The 20,016-nt window shown below is 35.2% G+C and carries 19 protein-coding genes; 4 read left to right on the forward strand and 15 right to left on the reverse strand.

The window, feature by feature from the left end:
- Positions 1 to 234: 234 nt before the first annotated feature.
- The 5 genes from M4I44_RS13185 to M4I44_RS13205 all read right to left on the reverse strand — a co-directional run bounded on the left by M4I44_RS13185 (position 235) and on the right by M4I44_RS13205 (position 7,894).
- Entirely contained in the window at positions 235 to 2,226 is a 1,992-nt protein-coding gene (locus M4I44_RS13185) for a DUF349 domain-containing protein (RefSeq protein ID WP_249964971.1), read from the reverse strand.
- A 352-nt stretch (positions 2,227 to 2,578) separates the two neighbouring features.
- Positions 2,579 to 3,328, reverse strand: a complete 750-nt coding sequence (locus M4I44_RS13190) for a shikimate dehydrogenase (protein ID WP_070906672.1) — start codon at positions 3,326 to 3,328, stop codon at positions 2,579 to 2,581.
- Positions 3,328 to 4,725: a tetratricopeptide repeat protein gene (locus M4I44_RS13195; RefSeq protein ID WP_017496517.1), complete on the reverse strand. Its 1,398-nt coding sequence runs from the start codon at positions 4,723 to 4,725 to the stop codon at positions 3,328 to 3,330. Before M4I44_RS13195 ends, M4I44_RS13190 begins: the two co-directional genes overlap by 1 nt.
- Before the next feature lie 208 nt (positions 4,726 to 4,933).
- Positions 4,934 to 6,130 (reverse strand): aspartate aminotransferase family protein, encoded by a 1,197-nt coding sequence (locus M4I44_RS13200; protein WP_249964972.1) that lies wholly within the window; start codon positions 6,128 to 6,130, stop codon positions 4,934 to 4,936.
- A gap of 93 nt (positions 6,131 to 6,223) precedes the next feature.
- Entirely contained in the window at positions 6,224 to 7,894 is a 1,671-nt protein-coding gene (locus tag M4I44_RS13205) for an OstA-like protein (RefSeq protein WP_371922978.1), read from the reverse strand.
- A gap of 331 nt (positions 7,895 to 8,225) precedes the next feature.
- Between M4I44_RS13205 and M4I44_RS13210 the strand changes: the two genes are divergently transcribed.
- Complete coding sequence (locus M4I44_RS13210) at positions 8,226 to 10,097, forward strand: alpha-amylase family protein (protein ID WP_249964973.1); 1,872 nt, start codon at positions 8,226 to 8,228, stop codon at positions 10,095 to 10,097.
- 155 nt (positions 10,098 to 10,252) lie between these two features.
- Here the strand turns inward: M4I44_RS13210 and M4I44_RS13215 are convergent, their stop codons facing one another.
- The 7 genes from M4I44_RS13215 to rsfS all read right to left on the reverse strand — a co-directional run bounded on the left by M4I44_RS13215 (position 10,253) and on the right by rsfS (position 15,874).
- Entirely contained in the window at positions 10,253 to 11,032 is a 780-nt protein-coding gene (locus M4I44_RS13215) for a superoxide dismutase (protein WP_070906670.1), read from the reverse strand.
- Positions 11,033 to 11,040: 8 nt separating this feature from the next.
- Complete coding sequence (locus M4I44_RS13220; RefSeq protein ID WP_070906669.1) at positions 11,041 to 11,310, reverse strand: acyl-CoA-binding protein; 270 nt, start codon at positions 11,308 to 11,310, stop codon at positions 11,041 to 11,043.
- Positions 11,310 to 11,963 (reverse strand): phosphatidylserine decarboxylase family protein, encoded by a 654-nt coding sequence (locus M4I44_RS13225; protein WP_089077391.1) that lies wholly within the window; start codon positions 11,961 to 11,963, stop codon positions 11,310 to 11,312. The genes M4I44_RS13220 and M4I44_RS13225 overlap by 1 nt, the downstream gene beginning before the upstream one ends.
- On the reverse strand, positions 11,953 to 12,840 hold the full coding sequence (locus M4I44_RS13230; protein ID WP_017496524.1) for a phosphatidate cytidylyltransferase: 888 nt from the start codon (positions 12,838 to 12,840) through the stop codon (positions 11,953 to 11,955). Before M4I44_RS13230 ends, M4I44_RS13225 begins: the two co-directional genes overlap by 11 nt.
- Before the next feature lies 1 nt (position 12,841).
- Positions 12,842 to 13,447, reverse strand: coding sequence for a lactate utilization protein B/C (locus tag M4I44_RS13235; protein ID WP_017496525.1), 606 nt, complete (start codon positions 13,445 to 13,447; stop codon positions 12,842 to 12,844).
- Positions 13,448 to 13,561: 114 nt separating this feature from the next.
- Positions 13,562 to 15,487: an ATP-dependent zinc metalloprotease FtsH gene (gene ftsH, locus M4I44_RS13240; RefSeq protein WP_249964974.1), complete on the reverse strand. Its 1,926-nt coding sequence runs from the start codon at positions 15,485 to 15,487 to the stop codon at positions 13,562 to 13,564.
- 15 nt (positions 15,488 to 15,502) lie between these two features.
- A complete protein-coding gene (gene rsfS / locus M4I44_RS13245; protein ID WP_017496527.1) occupies positions 15,503 to 15,874 on the reverse strand; it encodes a ribosome silencing factor in 372 nt (123 codons plus the stop codon).
- Positions 15,875 to 15,967: 93 nt separating this feature from the next.
- Between rsfS and M4I44_RS13250 the strand changes: the two genes are divergently transcribed.
- Entirely contained in the window at positions 15,968 to 16,696 is a 729-nt protein-coding gene (locus tag M4I44_RS13250) for a biotin--[acetyl-CoA-carboxylase] ligase (RefSeq protein ID WP_249964975.1), read from the forward strand.
- A 155-nt stretch (positions 16,697 to 16,851) separates the two neighbouring features.
- Here M4I44_RS13250 and M4I44_RS13255 read toward each other — a convergent pair whose 3' ends face one another.
- Both M4I44_RS13255 and pyrE read right to left on the reverse strand, forming a co-directional pair.
- Positions 16,852 to 17,244, reverse strand: a complete 393-nt coding sequence (locus tag M4I44_RS13255; RefSeq protein ID WP_249964976.1) for an SRPBCC family protein — start codon at positions 17,242 to 17,244, stop codon at positions 16,852 to 16,854.
- 187 nt (positions 17,245 to 17,431) lie between these two features.
- A complete protein-coding gene (gene pyrE, locus M4I44_RS13260) occupies positions 17,432 to 18,082 on the reverse strand; it encodes an orotate phosphoribosyltransferase (protein ID WP_017496530.1) in 651 nt (216 codons plus the stop codon).
- A 7-nt stretch (positions 18,083 to 18,089) separates the two neighbouring features.
- Here pyrE and M4I44_RS13265 point away from each other — a divergent pair, with 7 nt between their 5' ends.
- Positions 18,090 to 18,698 carry an NUDIX hydrolase gene (locus tag M4I44_RS13265; RefSeq protein WP_017496531.1) on the forward strand — a complete coding sequence of 203 codons (609 nt, stop codon included), beginning with the start codon at positions 18,090 to 18,092 and terminating at the stop codon, positions 18,696 to 18,698.
- Positions 18,699 to 18,964: 266 nt separating this feature from the next.
- Positions 18,965 to 19,195, forward strand: a complete 231-nt coding sequence (locus M4I44_RS13270; protein ID WP_070907128.1) for a DUF4287 domain-containing protein — start codon at positions 18,965 to 18,967, stop codon at positions 19,193 to 19,195.
- Positions 19,196 to 19,314: 119 nt separating this feature from the next.
- Here M4I44_RS13270 and M4I44_RS13275 read toward each other — a convergent pair whose 3' ends face one another.
- Positions 19,315 to 19,809, reverse strand: a complete 495-nt coding sequence (locus M4I44_RS13275) for a hypothetical protein (protein ID WP_249964977.1) — start codon at positions 19,807 to 19,809, stop codon at positions 19,315 to 19,317.
- Between the last annotated feature and the right edge of the window lie 207 nt (positions 19,810 to 20,016).

The raw sequence follows: 20,016 nt of genomic DNA on the forward strand, positions 1-20,016 counted from the left end.
ATGAATTTAACCGCAAAGGGCGCAAGGTTTTTTAATTTAAATTGTGTTGACAAACGCAAAGTTCGCAAAGCTTTATCTACACAAAGCTTTGCGAACTTTGCGCGATATATGACGCAGCTTATAAAAAAACCTTGCGCCCTTTGCGGTTAAAAAAAAACTGCAATGAAATGAATCACTACAGTTTTGTGTTAAAGTGGTTTTGATTTCTCTCAACTTATTATTAGAGTGATTAATCTACTCTTGATTTAAGTTACGTAATTGCTTTAGTTTTTCTTTCCAAACTTCTAAGCTTTCCTTGTGGATTGCAATGTTTTTGCGAACCTCAAGAACAATTGAGTTCTCTTTTTTAGCATTTTTTGTATTGGCAAAGAACTGAATGTTATTCTCCAATTGGAAAATTTCGTTCTGAACTTCTTCAATTTTACGCATTAAGAAAATCTTTTCGTTGTCTAATTTACGAGTGTCATTACTGTCAGACAGAGAATCGATTCGGTTCGAGAAACGCATCATTTCGGTTTCTTTTTTGCTCAGACTTAGTTTTTCGAAAAGTGCATCTAAGATTTTATTGAATTTCCCTTCGATATGACGTCTTGCGAAAGGTACTTTTCCGTAGCCTTTCCAGATTTCGATATGTGCTTTAATGGCATCCAGATCGGTTTTGTGATCACCGGTTAGCTGGTAAGCTCTCAAGATGTCTAAATATGCTTTTTTATTATCGAAAGCAGCTACTTCATCAACGTTTTCCTCTGATTTGTGCTCTTTTAATTTATCAAAATAGTGATTGCAGGCATCTTTAAATTCTTTCCAGATTTTATCAGAATATTTTTTAGGAACGTGACCAATTTGTTTCCACTCTTCCTGAATTTGCTTCATGATTGGAGTAGTGGCGGTAAAATCAGTGCTTTCCTGTAGTTCTTTGGCTTTTGCTACAAGAGCCATTTTTTTGTTTAAATTGTCGTTTTGATCCTTTTTAATGTCTTTGTAAAATGAATTTTTAAAAGCATTAAAGTTTCTAACGGCAGTTTTAAACGCAGCCCAGGTTTCTTCATTCACTTCTGAAGGCACTTTACCGGCAGCAAAAAACTCATTTCTTAGCGCTTCTACTTTCTGAATCTGTACCAGCCATTGTGAGTGAGAGTTTACTTTCTCGGTTCCTAAAATCTCAATTTTGGCAATGATTTCTTTTTTGATTTCAAGATTATTTTGTTCGTTTGCTCTTTGGTTTTCAAACAAAACTTCTCTTTTGTCGTGAATTTTCTTAGTCAGTTCGCTAAATCTGTTCCAGATCGTATCACGGTGTTCTTTAGAAACCGGCCCGATATCTTCTTTCCAGATTCTGTGTAGATCTTGTAATTCGCGGAATGCCTTGCTGATGTCGGTTTCGTCAACCAATTCTTCAACACGGGCAACTATTTTTTGTTTTTGTTCCAGATTGTGTTTGAAATCCAAATCTCTCGCCTCGCGATCCAAATGGAGGTAATCATAAAAATTCTCTACATGAAAATGGTAATTGTTCCAAACGTGATTGTATTTGTCTTTCGGAATTGCACCTGCATTTTTCCATCTTTCTCTTAAATCATTAAAATGTTTAAGTGTATCCTTGATGTTCTCCTGCGGATTGATAAGCTCTTTAAGCTCTTCAACGATGGCAAGTCTGTTGTCTAAATTTGATTTTAGATTAGTTTGTAAATGTTTAAAATGAGCATTTCTTTTTTCTCTAAAAACATTATAATACTCGTCGAATTTAGATTTTAAAGGAGAGTGGTATTCGAATTCTTCATTCGGATCTTGTTTTGAAGCATTGAATTCTTCTTTTTTCTCTTCTATAAAGTGATTGTATTGTAATAAAAACGACTTCTTGATTTCTTCGATATGATCTTTTACAGACATAACTTTGTCCGTATTAATCAGTTTTTTCAGTTCGTCAACAAGTGCATCCAAAGAAAAAGTATCATAATCCTGCATAGGAATTTCATGACGCTCTTTAAGCGTCTCATCTTCACTTTCTTCGGCATTCGAATTGGTTATGGCATCTAATGCAGTCTGATGATTGGCTTCGGTAGCTTCAACAGTACTTTCTGATTCAATCTCATCATTCGAAATTGTATTTTCGGGTACTGCATCGGTATCAGCTGTTTCGATTGCATTATTCTCAGTAGAATCGTTAATGTCGATTTCTAATTTTCCGTCTGCTTCTTGCAGGTTATCATTCTTTTCTTCTAACATTTTTAATGTATAAGGTTTTTATTTTAAAGAGAGCGAAAGATAGTAAAGGTGTTTCTAACTACAAAATAAATCGTTTGTTTATACGTTATTTTACAGTGAAATTCTTAATTATTGCTTTAATTTAAAGATATGATAAGGGCTTTTTTGGAGATTTCTTGAAGTTTATTTAAATTATGAATTGCTGAAATTTTTAGAAATTTAAAAGTAAAATGATACCGGAAGGCACCTTTCTTCGTTTTATTTTGATTTGAAATGGAGAAATAGGGTGGGTATTGTATAAAAAAAGTTAACCCGACAGGTTTTGACACTTGTCGGGTTAAATATTTAAAGTAATGTTCTGTTGTGGTCTTTTTTACTTATTCCAGATTTTCCAAGCCTTTTCAGCCTGAAAAATAAGCATGTCGTAACCATTTTTTATTACAGCACCTTTTTCTTTCGCTCTCTTTAAAAATTCCGTTTCTGCCGGATTGTAAATTAGGTCGTAGGCAATATGTTTGTCTGTAAAGAACTCATATGGAATATCAGGACAAGCGTCAGTGTCAGGTATTGTTCCGACAGGTGTACAGTTAATGATAATCTGAAAATTATCAAAAGTAGTAGCGTTAATTAAGTTGTAATCGATGATGTTATCTTTGGCTTCTCTTGAAACAAAAGTATAGAGTATACCTAATTCATCAAGAGCAAATGCAACTCCCTTAGAAGCGCCTCCTGTTCCCAGAATCAGTGCTTTTTTATGATGAAGTTCGAGCAGCGGTTCTAACGATTTTTTAAAGCCGTAGTAATCCGTGTTGTATCCTTTTAATTTTCCGCTTTTGGTAAATTTAATAGTGTTTACGGCACCTATTAAGGCTGCTTTTTTTGAAAGTTTATCTAAGAATGGAATGACTTGTTCTTTGTACGGGATTGTAACATTTAAACCTTTCAAATCGGGATTGTTTTTCACCAATTCAGTGAAATAGTTAATTTCAGAGATGTCAAAATTTTCGTAGCTGTTGCCGGCGAAAACTTCATCACTGAATTTTTCTGTAAAATATCCTTTTGAAAAAGAGTAACTAATATTACGGCCCAACAAGCCAAAACGTCTTCTTAAAGTATCAATCATTATTGTTTTCTGTGTTTTTCAATGTAGTTTTTAACCGTTTTCTTTGACCAGACTACCGGGAATAAATCTTCGATTAGAATGTAATTGTCAAAGTTTAAACGTAAACCATTGCTTAAGTGAAATTTAGCTTTAGTGGTGTCCTGAGTCATAAAATACAAGCCGGCCAATCGGTATTCGATTTCATTTTCTTCCGGAAAATATTCCGTCGCCTGTAATAAAGTTTGAATCGCACTGTCAAATTCTCCTAAGAACTGAAGAATGTCAACCCAGAATAACCAGGTATCCAGCGCATAATCTCCAAATTCTACGGCTTTTCTGTATCCAAATTCAGCCTCTTCAAAAAAGTTCATTTGTTTATTGATGGTGGCGTAACGCTTCCAGTACAAACGATTCTGATTGTCGATTGCTAATGCTTTATTGACAAAGAACAGGGCTTTTTGAAAATTTTTCTGGCGCATATGAAAGTCAGTAATGGCAATCCATCCTTTGTCTAAAAGCGGATCTTCATGTACGGTCTGATTGTAATATTGCAAGGCTTTTACCAAATTCCCTAGTTTTTCATAGCATTTTCCAATGCGCAGTAAAGCATAGGAAGTTGCATCGTCTAACTCAATCGTGCGGTTGTAGCTTTCGATTGCTTCATGGTATTTTTTTAAACGCTCGTAGGCTTTTGCTTTTTCCATAAAGGCACCAAGGAACTCATCGTCGATAAGTGTGGCATAATCAAAAGCGCGAATCGCGTTTTCGTATTCTTTTACCCCATAATGCAAACGCCCAAGCTGATGCCAGGCAATTTCGCTGTATGGATTTTTGTTGATATAATCGTTTAGATAAACAATGGCTTCCTGATTTTGATCTAAAAATTCAAAACAATACACTACGTTATAAAGAGCAGACTGATCTTCTAAATCTTCTTCAAGACATTTGATGAAACTGTCTTTTGCCATTTCGAGGTTATCCATAAAAAGATATTCCATTCCAATCAAGTTGTAAACGTCTGCGTAGTCATCTGTAAATTGCAGGGCAATTTTAAGTAATTCTACCGCTTTTTCGTGTTGATCTCTTTTAGAACAGATATTCGCTTTCTGAATGTAAATTTCCTCGTTGTTAGGTTCGATTGCATACAACTCATTTAAGAGTTTCTCGGCGATTTCCAGTTTATCGTCGTAAACCAACATTTCTACTTGTACTAATTTTAAGCCTGTAGATTTTGGGTGTTGGTCTAATGCAAGTTTCAGGGCCTTCTTTGCTAAATTAGCCTTACCTATGTCTAAATAATGAAGAATAATTTCTTCGAATTCTTCAGAATCAAAAAAGAGTACTTTGTTTGTTTTCAACATTGACTCAAATTTGGATAGGGATAGGTTATAATCTTCTTCTTCGTTGCTTAATTGCATACTGTCTTTATTTGAAATTAGCCTGTTATAAATTTAGGCAACCATATTATTGCTGTGCGGAAAGGAAATTAATTGTTTTGAACAATTTAATTAACAATATGGACAGAATCCCAATTCTGTTTTTAGTCCTAATCTTCTGATTTATGAGAAGATTAGGGAGTTGTTATTTTATCTGATGATAGGGATTTCCTATCCCGATTTGTTTTAATTAAACTTCTTGCTCCTTTTTCAGGATTTCATCCATAACGTTTAAGATTATGGCACAGCCTTCTTTGATTTCCTCTTCAGAAATTGTTAAAGGAGGTGTTATTCGTATCGCGCATCCTTCAAACAGCAACCAGAATAAAATGAGCCCTTTGTCCTGACAGTTCAAAATAACCTGATTGGTAATTTCGGCAGTTTCGGTCATGGCGGCAAGCATTAATCCTTTTCCTCTAACTTCCTTTATCAAAGGATGTACCAAAAGCGATCGGAAGAGTTTTTCTTTCTCTAAGGTCTCTTCCATTAGATTTGTTTCAGTTAATTCCTGCAAAGTAGCCAGACATGCTGACGCAATGACAGGATGACCTCCGAAAGTAGTGATATGCCCCAATTTAGGATTTTCGGTCAACAGATCCATTTTTTCTGCCGATGCTGTAAAAGCACCTACCGGCATTCCGCCACCCATACCTTTTCCCATAACTACAATGTCGGGAATAACGTCATAGGTTTGAAAACCAAATAGTTTTCCCGTTCTCCCAAAACCAGGTTGAATTTCGTCAACGATCATCATAGCGCCAACTTCGTCACAGCGTTTTCTGACTTTTTGCAGAAAATTGTCATGCGGTTCAATAAATCCGGCACCTCCCTGAATGGTTTCTAAAAGTATAGCCGCAGTTCTGGTGGTTATTTTTTCTAAATCTTCCTCGTTATTAAAGGTAATGAAGTCAACATCGGGAAGAAGAGGTCTGAAGGCTTGTTTACGCTCTTCAAAACCCATAACACTCATAGATCCCATAGTATTGCCGTGATAGGCATTATGACACGAAATAAGCTGACTACGTCCTGTTGCTCGTTTAGCTAACTTCAGAGCTCCTTCAATCGCTTCTGTTCCTGAGTTTACCAGGTAAGTTTTGCTTAGTGACTCAGGCAGGAGTGAGGCCATGAGCTTACAATACTCCACAGCCGGACTTTGAGAGTATTCGCCATAAACCATTACATGCGAATACTTGTCCAATTGATCTTTAATCGCCTGATTGACTCTTGGATGTTGATGCCCAAGTGTACAAGCAGAAACGCCCGCCACAAAATCTAAATATTTTTTATCGTTAGTGTCATAGATATAGGAGCCAATAGCATGAGAAACTTCCATTCCTAAAGGGTATGGTGAAGTTTGTGCCTGGTATTTTATAAAGTCTGGATTCATTTTTTTTAAGGTTCTAAGTTGCTAAGGTTCTAAGGTTCTAAGGTTCTGAGTTTAGTCGCAGTTTACAGTTGGGTAAAAAACTGCGACTGAAAACTATTTTTTAGTCTTACTCTTAGCGTTTGTAGTGGTCTTTACTGCGGGTTTCTTTTTGCCGTAATCCAGGGTTTCTTTTCTTACTTTTAGAGGTACGTTTTTATCTTTAGCCTCCTCGTCTTTTCCTTCCTGGATTAATTTATCGTTCATTTCATTGTCTTCAGCCGTAAAAATATCGTCTTTCGACTTTATTCGTTCGTCGCCACGCCAGCGCAAGCCTTTTAATTTACGGGCATTTTCAGGTAAATCGGCTTCGGGATATACGTCACCGTCGACTTTGTTAAAAAAGGTGATGGTTTCAATATCGTTATTTTCAATAATCAGATTGATTTTACTGCTTACATTTTTATTGATTCCAATTAGCTCATTGTCATCATTTCGCATGTAATAGATTACCTCGGTGTTTTTGATAACGTCGACATCATGCAATTTTCCTTCCCTGAATTTTCCAAACAAATTGAGTCCCTTGACCTGATTGTAACCGGTTCCGAGGGTATCCCGCGAGACAATAAAGGTGTTGTTGAGAACTTTTAAGGAATCTAGTTTTTTAGTGTTTTTATCACCAATAAGATGCATGACATCTCCTGTGATTTGGCTTTCTCCGTTCCAAAGAATCGGGTTGCCAATTAGTTTTGTCAAAGCAGTCTTGGAATTGGAATGAATAGAATCACATTTCCCGCTCATGTCTATTTTGTAAAAACGGACATTGTTGTAAGCTCTTAAAATACGTTCACCTTCTTTTCCGGTAACCATCAGTTTTTTTCCGTGAATATAAACCGAATCTTTTTCAACCAGATTAATGGCTACGGCTCTTTTGGTTACAAACATTGAATCTTTGAGTTTGTAAATCTCGGCATAATGGCCTTTTACAATACCGCGATTGATAGAGTCCGTGATTTTTACATTTCGGGTGGCAGAGGCAAATTCGATATTTCGATTGTAGTATAAACTGTCTCCTTCTATGAGACGATCATCGTATTTGATGTAAGATTTCCGTAAAAAATGTGCAAGATTTTTTTTGGTGTCATAAAAACCTCTTTCCGTGTAAATATAATTGGATTTACTCGTAATGGTTGAAGGACCAAGTAAATAAGAGTGTCCTGAGTTGCTGTAGTAATCTAAATGATTTGATTTGATCACATATTTTGGATTGGTAATCGTAACCGCAGTCAGGAACTGAAACTTTTTCTCGGTCACAAAATACCTTCCTGATTTACTAACCAATGTATTGTCTTTGTTGATGATAGTTCCTTTGGTGTTGTAAAATACCTGCTGAATATTTCGGTCAAAGTTTATCGTATCCGTACTTAAAGTGGCATCGGGCGAACTCATGACAGCGTCACCGGTCGCAAAAGCTTTTTTTACATTACCACTGTATTCGGCATATTTGCTGTTTAGAAATAAGGTGTCACCTTGTACCAATTGCACATTTCCAAAAGCTTTAAGGTAATTTTCTTTTTGAAAGAAATAAGCTTTATTACAGGTCAGTACAACCCCGTCATGATTCACTTTTACATTTCCGGTAAGCAGTAAAGCACCCGGGATTTCGTTTTCGTTGATTTCTTGAAAATCAGCATTTTCAACAATTATTGTTTTAGGTTTTTGAGCAAAAAGATCTTGTGCATTTAAAAAAAGCAAACAAAAGGATATGAAAAATAGTAATTTCTTCAATGGATTAAATTTTTGTCAAATTTATGAAAAAGGTTATAACCTTTATGGATATTAAGATTAATTTATTAATACGGATTTTTTTAATGGATGGATAGGTTTTAATGAAAAATTCTAAATCAATTTGATAAAAAAATGTTCATTTGGTTTTGAGTTTAATTTATCAACAAAACGGAGTACTCTTACGTTGTAGTTGATGATTTTGTACTTCTATCCAAACAAAAAAGATTTTTAGGTTTCCGTGAATTTAAAAATTAGTCTAAATTTAGGAAATGGTTTTCAGAATCGGGAATATTATTTCCGATTTGGAGATCAATCTGATTATAACGTAAATATGATAAATAAGAATTTTTTTGTTGCGGGACTTGCTATGGTTCTGCTGTTTTCGGCATGTAAAACCAAAGATCTAAAAATGAATACAAGTAAAGAAGAAACTTCTAAAGATACTAAAATTGTAGTCTATCAGGTTTTTACGCGTTTATTTGGAAATAAAAACACCACTAATAAGCCGTGGGGGACGATCGGGGAAAATGGTGTTGGAAAATTTAATGATTTTACAGATAAAGCGCTGCATGAAATTAAGGATTTAGGCGTTACCCATATTTGGTATACAGGTGTTCCGCATCATGCATTGGTGGGGGATTATAAGGCGTATGGAATTTCAGATGATGATCCGGAAGTGGTAAAAGGCCGTGCAGGATCTCCGTATGCTGTAAAAGATTATTACAATGTAAATCCTGATTTAGCGGTGAATCCGGCAAACAGATTGGAGGAGTTTGAAGCGTTAATCGGACGTACGCACAAAGCCGGACTAAAGCTGATTATTGATATTGTACCCAATCATATTGCAAGAAAATATGAAGGTAAAAGTAATCCGGCGGGAGTAAGAGATTTTGGAGCCGATGATGATGTGAATATGGAATATAAACGAGATAATAATTTTTACTATATCCCAAACAATCATTTTGAAATACCGAGTGGAGATATTCCGTTAAATGGAGAGAAAAATGTACTTGTAGACGGGGTATTTAATGAAAGTCCTGCAAAATGGACCGGAAATGGTTCCAGAAAAGCGAAGCCTGACCAAAACGACTGGTATGAAACGGTGAAAGTAAATTATGGAATTCGTCCTGACGGTTCAAAGGATTTTATGGAACTTCCTGCGGGTTTTGATCAAAAATCGTATCAGGAACATTTTGCTTTTTGGCAGGACAAAGATGTTCCGGATTCCTGGAAAAAGTTCAGGTCTATTGCTTTGTATTGGATTGATAAAGGGGTAGATGGTTTTCGTTATGATATGGCGGAGATGGTACCCTACGAATTTTGGAGTTATATGAATTCGGTAATTAAGATGAAAAATCCAAATGCCTTTTTATTGGCAGAAGTTTACAATCCAAAGGAATATCGTAATTATATTCGTTTGGGAAAAATGGACTATCTCTATGATAAAGTAGAAACTTACGATAAGCTGAAAGATATTATTCGCGGAAAATCACTGCCAGATGGATTGTCGGATATTCAGAAAGGAATGGAAGATATTGAGCATAATATGTTGCATTTTTTAGACAATCATGACGAGCAGCGATTAGCTAGCCCGGAATTTGCAGGAACTCCCGAACGTGGAAAACCGTTAATGGTGGTTTCTGCGACAATTAGTACGGCTCCAACTATGGTTTACTTTGGACAGGAAGTAGGTGAGGCAGCAAATGAGAATGCCGGTTTTGGAACGCGTTCCAGAACATCGATATTTGATTATATTGGAGTGCCAAATCATCAACGTTGGATGAATGAAGGGAAGTTTGATGGCGGGCAGCTTTCAGATTCAGAAAAGAAGCTGCGTGATTTTTATAAGAAATTGCTAAATTTCTCCCTTAAAAGCCCTGCTTTAATGGGAAGTTTCCAGGAAATTCAAAGTGTAAATCGTCAAAATAATAGAGGTTACGACGATTTAATTTATTCGTATGTACGTTGGTCAGAGCATCAAAAACTGATCATCGTGTCTAATTTTTCTTCCGAAAAAACAAGTGAGTTTGATTTGAAGATTCCTTCGGATATTATTTCAAAATGGAACTTAAGAGATGGAGTTTACCATCTTAAAGATGAATTGTATGAGAAGAGTACAGTGCAATTAAAAGTAAATAATGGTGAAGGACTGGTGAGGGTGAGAATAATGCCTTCGGAGTCATTTATTTATGAATTGAAGTAGTGCGGAAACTTCTAAAAAAGGCTGAAAGCCTGAAAACATCAGCATGGTGCAACGCACTATGAGAAAAATTAAAAGTGATTATTCCCCTGAAAGGGTAAAAGCAAATAGATAAAAAAAAGCTGATACTTAAAATGTAGTATCAGCTTTTTTATGATTTATACTTTTTTGACTTTTTTCAAAGCTTCGATGTAATTTTCGTTTACTTTTTCCCAGTTAATGTGCTGATAAAAAGCATCAATATAACTTCCTTTTCTGTTTTGGTAATCCAGATAATAAGCATGTTCCCAAAGATCGATTCCTAAAATAGGAGTTCCGGGAATCAGGGCGTTTTTCATTAAAGGATTGTCCTGATTGTCAGTAGTTGTTATTTGAAGTTTTCCGGCTCTGTCGACAATCAGCCAAACCCATCCGGATCCGAATTGTTTGGTTGCCTGACCTTTGAACTGGCTGGTTAGATTGCTTAGAGAGCCAAACTCTTTATTGATCGAACCTGCTAAAGTATCTTTTGGAGTTTGTTCTTTTGGCGTTAGAATATTAAAATAAAGTGTATGATTGTAGTATCCACCTGCATTTTGACGAAGCTTGGCATTGCTAAGGTCCATTTTTTTAAGAATATCTTCAATAGGCAGATTTTCAAACTCCGTATTTACAATTTCTTTGTTGAAATTGTTGGTATAAGTTAAATAATGTTTTGAATAATGTGTTTCCAGAGTAAGAGTTCTTATTGCAGGAGCCAAAGCATCATAAGAAAATGGCAGTTTTGTCAATTCGAAAGAACCTGGATCTGCTTTTACATCATTTGGAGATCCAATGGTGATTTTTTCTTCTTTTGTAGGCAAAGGAACCTCTACCACTTCGGTTAACTTATTGTCATTACATGAAAATAATAGAAAGAATGAAGTCAAAATGCTAAAACGAGTAATGTTTTTCTTCATAATGTTAGTTATTTTGATGTTAGTGAATTAATGATTGCGATATAGTTTTCTTTGGCCTCCTCAGCTGTAAGATGACTTATTTGCATCCAGGCATTTGTTTTGAAAGCATTTCGTAAATCAAAATTATCCGATTGATTGTACACAGCTGTTCCAAAAGTTGCTTGTTTGTAATAGGCATAAAGTCTTAACTGCACATCTTGCGGCAGTGTAGCCTGAGTCATTTTTAAAGCGGTCTCAACGGCCTCTGAAAAACGAGTATCTAAATCTTTTTCAGTCATTAAGCTTTTGTAGCGATGATGGTTTTTCCACCAATTGCTTTTTGGTTTAATACTACATTGATTGGAGTACCTAAAGGTAAAAATAAATCTACTCTTGAACCAAATTTTATAAATCCGGCATCTGTCCCCTGAACAACCTGCATTCCTTCTTTAGCGTAATTTACGATTCTACGCGCCAAAGCTCCTGCAATTTGTCTGTACAATACCTGTCCGAAAGTTTCATTTTCGATTACAACCGTTGTTCTTTCGTTTTCTTCGCTTGCTTTTGGATGCCAGGCAACTAAAAACTTTCCAGGGTGGTATTTGCTAAATTTGATAATACCGTCCATTGCGTAACGCGTAACGTGTACATTAATTGGTGACATGAAAATAGATACCTGAAGACGTTTGTCTTTAAAAAACTCTCCTTCATAAACTTCTTCAATAACCACGACTTTCCCGTCTACAGGAGCAAGAATGTGATCGCTGTTTCTGATTGCGATTCTTTTTGGATTTCTAAAAAATTGCAGAATGATAATTAATACTAATAAACCAGCTAGCTGAACTAGTATTCTTAGCCAATTGATATCAATGAATTTTTCAGCAATTAAAAGTACAGCTACTGCGAAAACAGTACCTAACAAAATGGATGGGCCTCCTTCTTTATGAAACATAATATAAAATTTGATAAAATAAAAATATAATTGGTGCTACAAATATAACACTATCTAGTCGATCTAATACGCCTCCGTGACCCGGCATAATGGAACCGCTGTCTTTTACTCCGGCAACTCTTTTGAATTTGGATTCAATTAAATCCCCAATAGTTCCGAAGATACTAACGATTAAAGCAATAATCATCCAGATAAGAATGGATTTAGTGCTGAAATCTGCTTTTGGCTGTATGTATAGTTTTGAGATTAAAAATCCGGCAAAGGCAGCAAAAACTACTCCGCCAAGGAAACCTTCAATTGTTTTTTTAGGTGAAATACGTTCAAACAATTTATGTTTTCCCATTGATTTTCCAACTAAATAGGCAAAGGTGTCATTGGTCCAGATTAAAACGAATAATCCTATGATGATTTTTGGATTGTAATCTTTGATACCAAATGAAATTTTAGTGATAAAAAGAAAAGGGAGTGTTACATATCCAAGTAAATAAACGTATTTGGATGTTTTACTGATGATTTGTGTGTCATCAAATAAAAATACAATACATTTTACGGATACAATTAAGGTAATGATAAGCAGTGCCGAAAAAAGCTTTTCGGTATCCACAGTAATTATAATATTCTCTTTAAATGTTTTGCTAATATAGTTTTCAGTTTCAGTTTTGTAAAAACTGATTAAAGCGACTGCGCTATAAAACAGGGAAACAAATAAAATTGAAAAGACTTTATTGATCCCAACTAAATTACAGAATTCATAAGTGGCTATAATCAGAAAGATGCCAAAAAGAATAATAAAGCTTTCGGTAGAAAACAGAATAGAAGTTAGTAATAAAGCGATATAAACAGCACCAGAAATGGTTCTCTTGAGTGTTTCGTTCATCTTAAAGATCTTCTAAGAGCAATAAATACAAGTTTTTGGCAACACTTCCGTATTGCGTAAAATCTTCTTCTTTTGCTTTTTCGAAATATTTTATTGTGGTAATATTAGTAGGGTAGTCTCTTTCGTACTTGCGTTTGATCGCGCTTAGACCATCGCTTTTGATGGAAAGTATCTGACTTGTTGTAGCAATAATAACAATGTTTGCAGGCAATTCGTTTGGTTTGTCCTGTCTGATTTGTTTAGATGAGAATAAAATAGAACCTTCGTCAGCAATCAGATTCTCACAAGTGGCAAGTAAAAATTTTGGATTCCTTGGCGAAAGATAAAGCAGTTTATTTTCTTCAAGCAAACTAAAAAGAGCAGGTTCATAACACAAAACTTCGTTTTCGAACCAGTCGTTTTCTTCTAAAATGTTTTCAAATTGTTCAGCAACCTCCTGTTTGTTTTCGCAATACAAGAACTTGCCTCCATTTTTTTTGAAATTAAAAATGAATCTTTCATCGATAGATAAATGACTGTCAGGAGCTTGGTTTGCCCCGTATTCACTTTCATGTTCTTCATCAGAAGCTGGCTCGCTGGAACCAAATATTTTTTTGAAAAAATTCATTTTATATGAAATACTTTACATGTTAATTGAAAACGTTCAAAGATAAAAAAATCTTAATTCAAAAGGGTGTTTTGAATTAAGATTTTAAAAAATATTACATATTTACTGAATTATCTATGAAACCACTTCTTCTAAATTTTTATCAAAAGTGCGTTTTCCGAAGATAGCTTCTAAGTCATCTTTAAAAATAACTTCTTTTTCAATTAATATGTCAGCTAGTTGATTTAGCTTGTCTTTATTTTCTTCAAGAATTTCAATGGCTCGTTGGTACTGACCTTCAATTAATTCTGAGATTTCTTTGTCAATGATTTTTGCCGTTTCGTCAGAATACGGTTTTGAAAAATTGTATTCGCTTTGACCGCTTGAATCGTAATACGTAACATTTCCAATTTTATCATTCAAACCATAGATCGTTACCATAGCACGAGCCTGACGTGTAACTTTTTCTAAATCGCTTAATGCTCCGGTCGAAATTCTGTCAAAAGTTACTTTTTCAGCAGCTCTTCCACCCATAGTAGCACACATTTCGTCTAACATTTGATCGGTTCTGACGATTTGTCTTTCTTCCGGTAAGTACCAGGCTGCTCCTAAACTTTGTCCGCGAGGAACAATCGTTACTTTGATTAGTGGTGCAGCATGCTCTAACATCCAGCTTACGGTAGCGTGACCAGCTTCGTGAATAGCAATAGCTCTTTTTTCTTCCGGTGTAATGATTTTGTTTTTCTTTTCAAGTCCGCCAATGATTCTGTCTACAGCATCAAGGAAATCTTGTTTGTCTACAGCGGTTTTGTTGTTACGGGCAGCAATCAGGGCAGCTTCGTTACAAACATTAGCAATATCGGCACCAGAGAAACCAGGAGTTTGTTTGGCTAGGAAATCAAGATCAAGACCTTCTACTTTTTTGATAGGTGCTAAGTGAACTGCAAAAATTTCAGCTCTTTCACGAATGTCCGGTAAGTCAACAAAGATTTGTCTGTCGAAACGTCCTGCACGCATTAAAGCTTTGTCAAGTACATCGGCTCTGTTGGTTGCAGCCAGAACAATTACGTTAGAGTTGGTACCAAAACCGTCCATTTCTGTTAGTAATTGGTTCAATGTGTTTTCTCTTTCGTCATTTCCGCCTGAAATATTGCTTTTTCCTCTTGCTCTACCAACAGCATCAATTTCGTCGATAAAGATAATAGCAGGAGATTTTTCTTTGGCTTGTTTGAATAAATCACGTACACGTGAAGCACCAACACCTACGAACATTTCAACGAAATCAGATCCTGATAAAGAGAAGAACGGAACCTGAGCTTCACCTGCAACTGCTTTTGCCAATAATGTTTTACCTGTTCCCGGAGGGCCTACTAATAAGGCTCCTTTTGGAATTTTACCTCCAAGATTAGTGTATTTTTCAGGGTTTTTTAAGAATTCTACAATTTCTTGTATTTCTTCTTTTGCACCTTCTAAACCAGCTACATCTTTGAATGTAGTTTTAATATCGGTTTTCTCATCAAACAACTTAGCTTTCGATTTTCCAATGTTGAAAATTTGTCCGCCACCGCCACCGGCACCGCCTGACATTTTACGCATAATGAAAATCCACACACCAATAATAATAATGATTGGTAGCAGACTGATTAAAATGTCGCTCCAGTTGTTTTTCTGTAAGAAATTAAAATCTTTCAGTTTACCTTCGCCAACTGCTTTTTCAAGCTTTGTCTGGAAGATTTGATCGTTACCAATTTCTAAAGTATAATGAGGGCCTTTATTAGGTCTGTCAAAAATATCTTTAGCTACTTTTTTATTAGCCGCGTCTTTAAGAGCCGCAGCGTTTAAATATACTTCAGCTTCAGCTTTGTTATAAACGATTACTTTTTCAATTTGCCCTTTTTCTAATAAAGTGTTGAATTTAGAAGAAGTTAATTGAGCAGGTTCGCTTAAGTTTGATCCACCGGTTGCAAAACTTATAAATAAAAAAACCAGAAGTATTGCAGTATATATTAACCAGGGACTTATTTTAAATTTACTCGGATTTGGATTATTATCTTTAGCCATTAGAAGAAATTTTCTTTAGTATTTGTTTTCGATTGTAGTTATTTTGGCATCACCCCAAAGGCTTTCGATGTTGTAATATTCTCGAATGTGTTTTTGGAAAACATGCACTACAATGTGTACATAGTCCATAAGAACCCATTCCGCATTATCGGTTCCTTCTACATGCCAGGGTTTATCCTTTAAATCTTTTGATACAGTTTTTTGAATTGAATTTACAATGGCATTAACTTGGGTATTTGAACTTCCGTTGCAAATGACAAAATAGTCACAAACTGCAGTGTCTATTTCTCTTAAGTCAAGAATATCGATATCATTTCCTTTTACTTCTTCAATCCCTTTGATTATGTTCGCCAATAGAACATCATTATTAACAGTCTTTTTCGCCATGAATTATTTTATATGAATTTGTAAAGTTACCAAATTTTGTGATTATTTTTGAACCTTAACAAAATATTAAATTAAGTTATTTAAATTACTTAAATGAAACTAATCAAACTCGATGCCATAGATTCTACAAATGATTTCCTTAAATCATTGTCAAGTCAGGATGAACTGGAAAATTTTACTGTAGTAACGGCTGAAAATCAGACAAAAGGCAAGGGGCAGATGGGGGCTAAGTGGCAATCTGAGGTGGGTAAAAACTTAATTATGAGTGTTTTGGTGAGAGATTTTGTCTTTAATAATGAACATGTTTTTAACCTTAGCGTTATAGTGTCTTTAAGTGTAATTGAGGTACTAAAATCTCTAAATATTCCTGATTTAAGTATAAAATGGCCAAACGACATTATGTCATACAATAAGAAAATTGGTGGCATACTTATTGAAAATACCCTCAAAAGTGATGGCAGGATTGTGTCAGTTGTTGGGTTGGGGTTAAATGTCAATCAGACTAATTTTGATGAACTTCCAAATGCCTCTTCATTGGCAGTGATTTCGGGCAGTAGTTTTGAGAAAGAACTTTTACCTTATTTGATTGTCGGGAAAATGAAAGAGATGATAGGAGCATGGGAAGTTAATTCTAAACATTTATGGTCTGTTTATTTTAATTCATTGTTCCGAAAAGGTGTTCCAATGCCATTTAAAAACCTCGAGAATCAAAACTTTATGGGAATCATTCAGGGAGTATCACCTGTAGGTAAGATTCAAATTCTGTTGGAAGACGATTCCGTTTCAGAGTTTGATATTAAGGAGATTCAGATGCTTTATTAGAAGGTTCTGAGGTTCTGAGTTGCTAAGGTTCTAAGTTTTTTTTTAGAGGTTCAAAGGTGCAAAGGTTTGGAGGTTTTTTAGGAAAGAAAAAATAAAAAAGCCTGATCGTTAAATCAGGCTTTCATTTATAATTCACAATTAATAATTAATCATTATTAAAGTTTAGTCATATTGTTTGCTAAAGTTTCGATGAATTTGCTGATTGGTCCTTTGATCATCATAGCCATCATAGCATTGAATTCGCCTTCAAAAAACAATTGAACGGCACTTTCTGAACCAGAAACACTGTCAATATTTGAAGTTAAGGTAAATGGAAGTTTATCGCTCGCAGCTCCTAGAACAATTTTGCTTGGCGCGATTTTGTCTTTCATTTTAAGTTTTATTTCCGGCATGCCTTTCAATCCAAAAATAAAAGCGTCTTCGCCAATTACTTCAAATTTAGCAATATTATCCGGCATTAATTTTTCGAAATTCTTTACGTCAGTCAATAAGTCAAATAAATCCTGAGCTGATTTCTGAACGGTAACTTTTGGACTTTCTAAGTTCATATATTAATTTGTTTTTATTTTTATTTAACCGCAAAGGGCGCTATGGATTTTGATTTTCTTTGTGTTTACACGCGCAAGGTTCGCAAAGCTGGATTTTTTAATAAGTTCCAATTTTTTAATTCCAAATTTCAAAAAAGAGCGAAGCAATTTTTTAAAAAATCTGCAATCTAAAATCTGCAATCTACAGTTACTCCGCCTCCTGTCCCCAAGTCGATGGACTCACGTTCCATTCTTGCAGGGTAGACTGTTGTTCTTCGCTGATGTATTGTTTTTGAACCGCCAAATCCAGTAAGTTTTCGTAATTGCTTAAAGTATACAAATCGATGTTGGCATTTTTAAAGTTTTCTTCAGCTACATTAAAACCATAGGTAAAAATGGCGGCCATTCCTTTAATATTAGCTCCTTCGTTGCGTAAAGCTTCCACAGCCATCAAACTACTGTTACCGGTACTGATTAAATCTTCTACTACAACAACATTTTGACCTTTTTGTAAAAAACCTTCTACCTGATTTTGTCTTCCGTGTTTTTTAGCTTCAGGACGCACATATACAAAAGGTAATCCAAGGCTTTCGGCCACAAGAATTCCAACTCCAATTGCTCCGGTAGCAACTCCGGCAATGACATCCGGTTTTCCAAATTGTTTTTCTATATTTTTCGCAAATTCATCACGAACGTAGTTTCGGATGCTTGGAAATGAAAGAATTAACCTATTATCACAATAAATAGGAGATTTCCAACCTGAAGCCCATGTAAAAGGATTTTCGGGATTCAATTTAATTGCATTTATTTGCAAAAGCAATTCGGCTGTTTTTTCGGCAGTATCTTTATTAAAAATCATAGTACAAATGTATAAAGTTTTTGTGAACGACAAACCACTTTTTTTGACAAATGAAATCTCGAGAGAGACTAATTTTCAATTATTCTTGTTAGAGAGTATTGATATCGAGCAGCTTATAGTGAAAATCTTTCAAAATAAAATTCAAAAAGCTTATTTGTATCATCCTGACGAAAAGGAGATTATGAAGACCTTAAAGGCAAAAATTCCTGTAAGTAAAGCTGGGGGAGGTTTTGTGTACAATAAAAGAGGCGAGGTTTTATTTATCTTCAGAAATGGAAAGTGGGATTTGCCTAAGGGCGGAATCGAGAAGGGGGAAGAAATCGAGGCTACGGCTATTCGTGAGGTGGAAGAAGAAACAGGCGTGAGCCAGCTTCGTATTACCAATAAACTTCAAAAAACGTATCATGTTTTTAAGCGTAACGGAAAATACAAACTCAAAATCACGCATTGGTTTGAAATGCATACCGACTTTGAAGGGATTCCTCATGGTCAGGCTGAAGAAGGTATCGAAAAAGTGGCCTGGTTAAATCCGGAACAAATAAAAGAAGCTTTGAAAAACTCTTACGAAAACATTAAGCTGTTATTTGAAGAGGAAAGCGAAATTAAAGTAGAGTAAGGGAAAAAAATACTACCTCATCATTTCCTGATAATTTTTTAGCTCTTTTAATTAGGCGTGCCACCTTTCTGATAAGAGGGGAGGGTGGTACTACACGCCTATACGTTCTCTTATTGAGATGCTGTAGGATTATGCGAGCCACTTCACTAGTAGAGTTCTATTCGCTACTTATAGTTGTTTTTACAGTAAAAGCTAAGAATAATCTTGGTAATGTTTTGATTTTAATTGTATTTTCGTTTGTCGATGAATCAATTAAACGAACTTTTATGTCATTTCAAGCGTATTTAAAAACAATCAAAGAAAAAACGGGCAATGGTCCGGCCGAATTTAGAGCTTTGGCAGAACAAAAAGCATTTACTCACGAAGGAAAACTCAAACCTGAAGTGAAAGCCGGAGATATTGTAAACTGGCTTAAAGCAGATTTTGAATTAGGGCAGGGACATGCAATGGCAATTTATGCTTTACTAAAAGGTATTAAAGACGAAAATAGTCAGTAAGAGGTTTAGCTGTTACAAAAGTAAAAGTTGAAATTTGAATTTTTGCTCGTGAAGCGTTTTTTTAGGGTTTTAAACTTTGAAATAAATGCGTTCACGAGCAGAATTTTGATAATTATCGATTATTCAAACTGATAGAAAGCGTCGTCGATTAGGTACTCAATTTTTAAGAATTTGTGAGTGAGTTCTGTAATCTCTTCCTGAAAGTTCTCGGAATTTAATGTTACCCAGCCTTCCATTAGGGTTAATGGGCCATGATTTGTAGTTACATTTGGCCAGATTTCTTCGTACTTTTTAAACGATTTTCTGAAGACTTCGGCAAATTTTCGACTCTCGATAGTATAAACTTTAAATTTTCTAAGCTTTAAAGCGTGGATGTTATACATCATTTTTTGTTTTTCGATACCAGAGTCATTGACCCAAATTGAAAAGAAAATTCGTGATTCGGCTGTCAGTGCTTCCTGCGGATTGGTTGACCACGATCTTTTGTACAGTTTTAGGAATACGGAGTCTAAGTATAGACCAACTGCAACTTCGATTGATTTTTCGTCTAATGTTTTTTGATCGAGACGGTCGGCGGCTTTTTGAAAGCCCTCGAGATAAAAAGAGGTATTCATTATGGTTTTTGGTTTAAATTGGTTTAATGGTATGGTTATAGTTTTAACAAATATAAATGAACAGTTTGATAATCTGAATGTTTTTTGATTAATCAGGACCAATCATCGATGTTTAAAACCTCTTTTTTTAGGAGAATCTTAGCAATAATGTGGTGTAAAAGGGGATAAATGAAGTGTAAACAGTATTAAGTTCTACAGTAGCGAAAG

It is taken from the genome of Flavobacterium sp. B183 (assembly GCF_023539155.1).
GTDB lineage: Bacteria > Bacteroidota > Bacteroidia > Flavobacteriales > Flavobacteriaceae > Flavobacterium > Flavobacterium tructae.

Coding starts and splice junctions, on each gene's coding strand:
- M4I44_RS13185 (WP_249964971.1), bottom strand. CDS start 2,226: ATGTTAGAAGAAAAGAATGATAACCTGCAAGAAGCAGACGGAAAATTA.
- M4I44_RS13190 (WP_070906672.1), bottom strand. CDS start 3,328: ATGATTGATACTTTAAGAAGACGTTTTGGCTTGTTGGGCCGTAATATT.
- M4I44_RS13195 (WP_017496517.1), bottom strand. CDS start 4,725: ATGCAATTAAGCAACGAAGAAGAAGATTATAACCTATCCCTATCCAAA.
- M4I44_RS13200 (WP_249964972.1), bottom strand. CDS start 6,130: ATGAATCCAGACTTTATAAAATACCAGGCACAAACTTCACCATACCCT.
- M4I44_RS13210 (WP_249964973.1), top strand. CDS start 8,226: ATGATAAATAAGAATTTTTTTGTTGCGGGACTTGCTATGGTTCTGCTG.
- M4I44_RS13215 (WP_070906670.1), bottom strand. CDS start 11,032: ATGAAGAAAAACATTACTCGTTTTAGCATTTTGACTTCATTCTTTCTA.
- M4I44_RS13220 (WP_070906669.1), bottom strand. CDS start 11,310: ATGACTGAAAAAGATTTAGATACTCGTTTTTCAGAGGCCGTTGAGACC.
- M4I44_RS13225 (WP_089077391.1), bottom strand. CDS start 11,963: ATGTTTCATAAAGAAGGAGGCCCATCCATTTTGTTAGGTACTGTTTTC.
- M4I44_RS13230 (WP_017496524.1), bottom strand. CDS start 12,840: ATGAACGAAACACTCAAGAGAACCATTTCTGGTGCTGTTTATATCGCT.
- M4I44_RS13235 (WP_017496525.1), bottom strand. CDS start 13,447: ATGAATTTTTTCAAAAAAATATTTGGTTCCAGCGAGCCAGCTTCTGAT.
- ftsH (WP_249964974.1), bottom strand. CDS start 15,487: ATGGCTAAAGATAATAATCCAAATCCGAGTAAATTTAAAATAAGTCCC.
- rsfS (WP_017496527.1), bottom strand. CDS start 15,874: ATGGCGAAAAAGACTGTTAATAATGATGTTCTATTGGCGAACATAATC.
- M4I44_RS13250 (WP_249964975.1), top strand. CDS start 15,968: ATGAAACTAATCAAACTCGATGCCATAGATTCTACAAATGATTTCCTT.
- M4I44_RS13255 (WP_249964976.1), bottom strand. CDS start 17,244: ATGAACTTAGAAAGTCCAAAAGTTACCGTTCAGAAATCAGCTCAGGAT.
- pyrE (WP_017496530.1), bottom strand. CDS start 18,082: ATGATTTTTAATAAAGATACTGCCGAAAAAACAGCCGAATTGCTTTTG.
- M4I44_RS13265 (WP_017496531.1), top strand. CDS start 18,090: ATGTATAAAGTTTTTGTGAACGACAAACCACTTTTTTTGACAAATGAA.
- M4I44_RS13270 (WP_070907128.1), top strand. CDS start 18,965: ATGTCATTTCAAGCGTATTTAAAAACAATCAAAGAAAAAACGGGCAAT.
- M4I44_RS13275 (WP_249964977.1), bottom strand. CDS start 19,809: ATGAATACCTCTTTTTATCTCGAGGGCTTTCAAAAAGCCGCCGACCGT.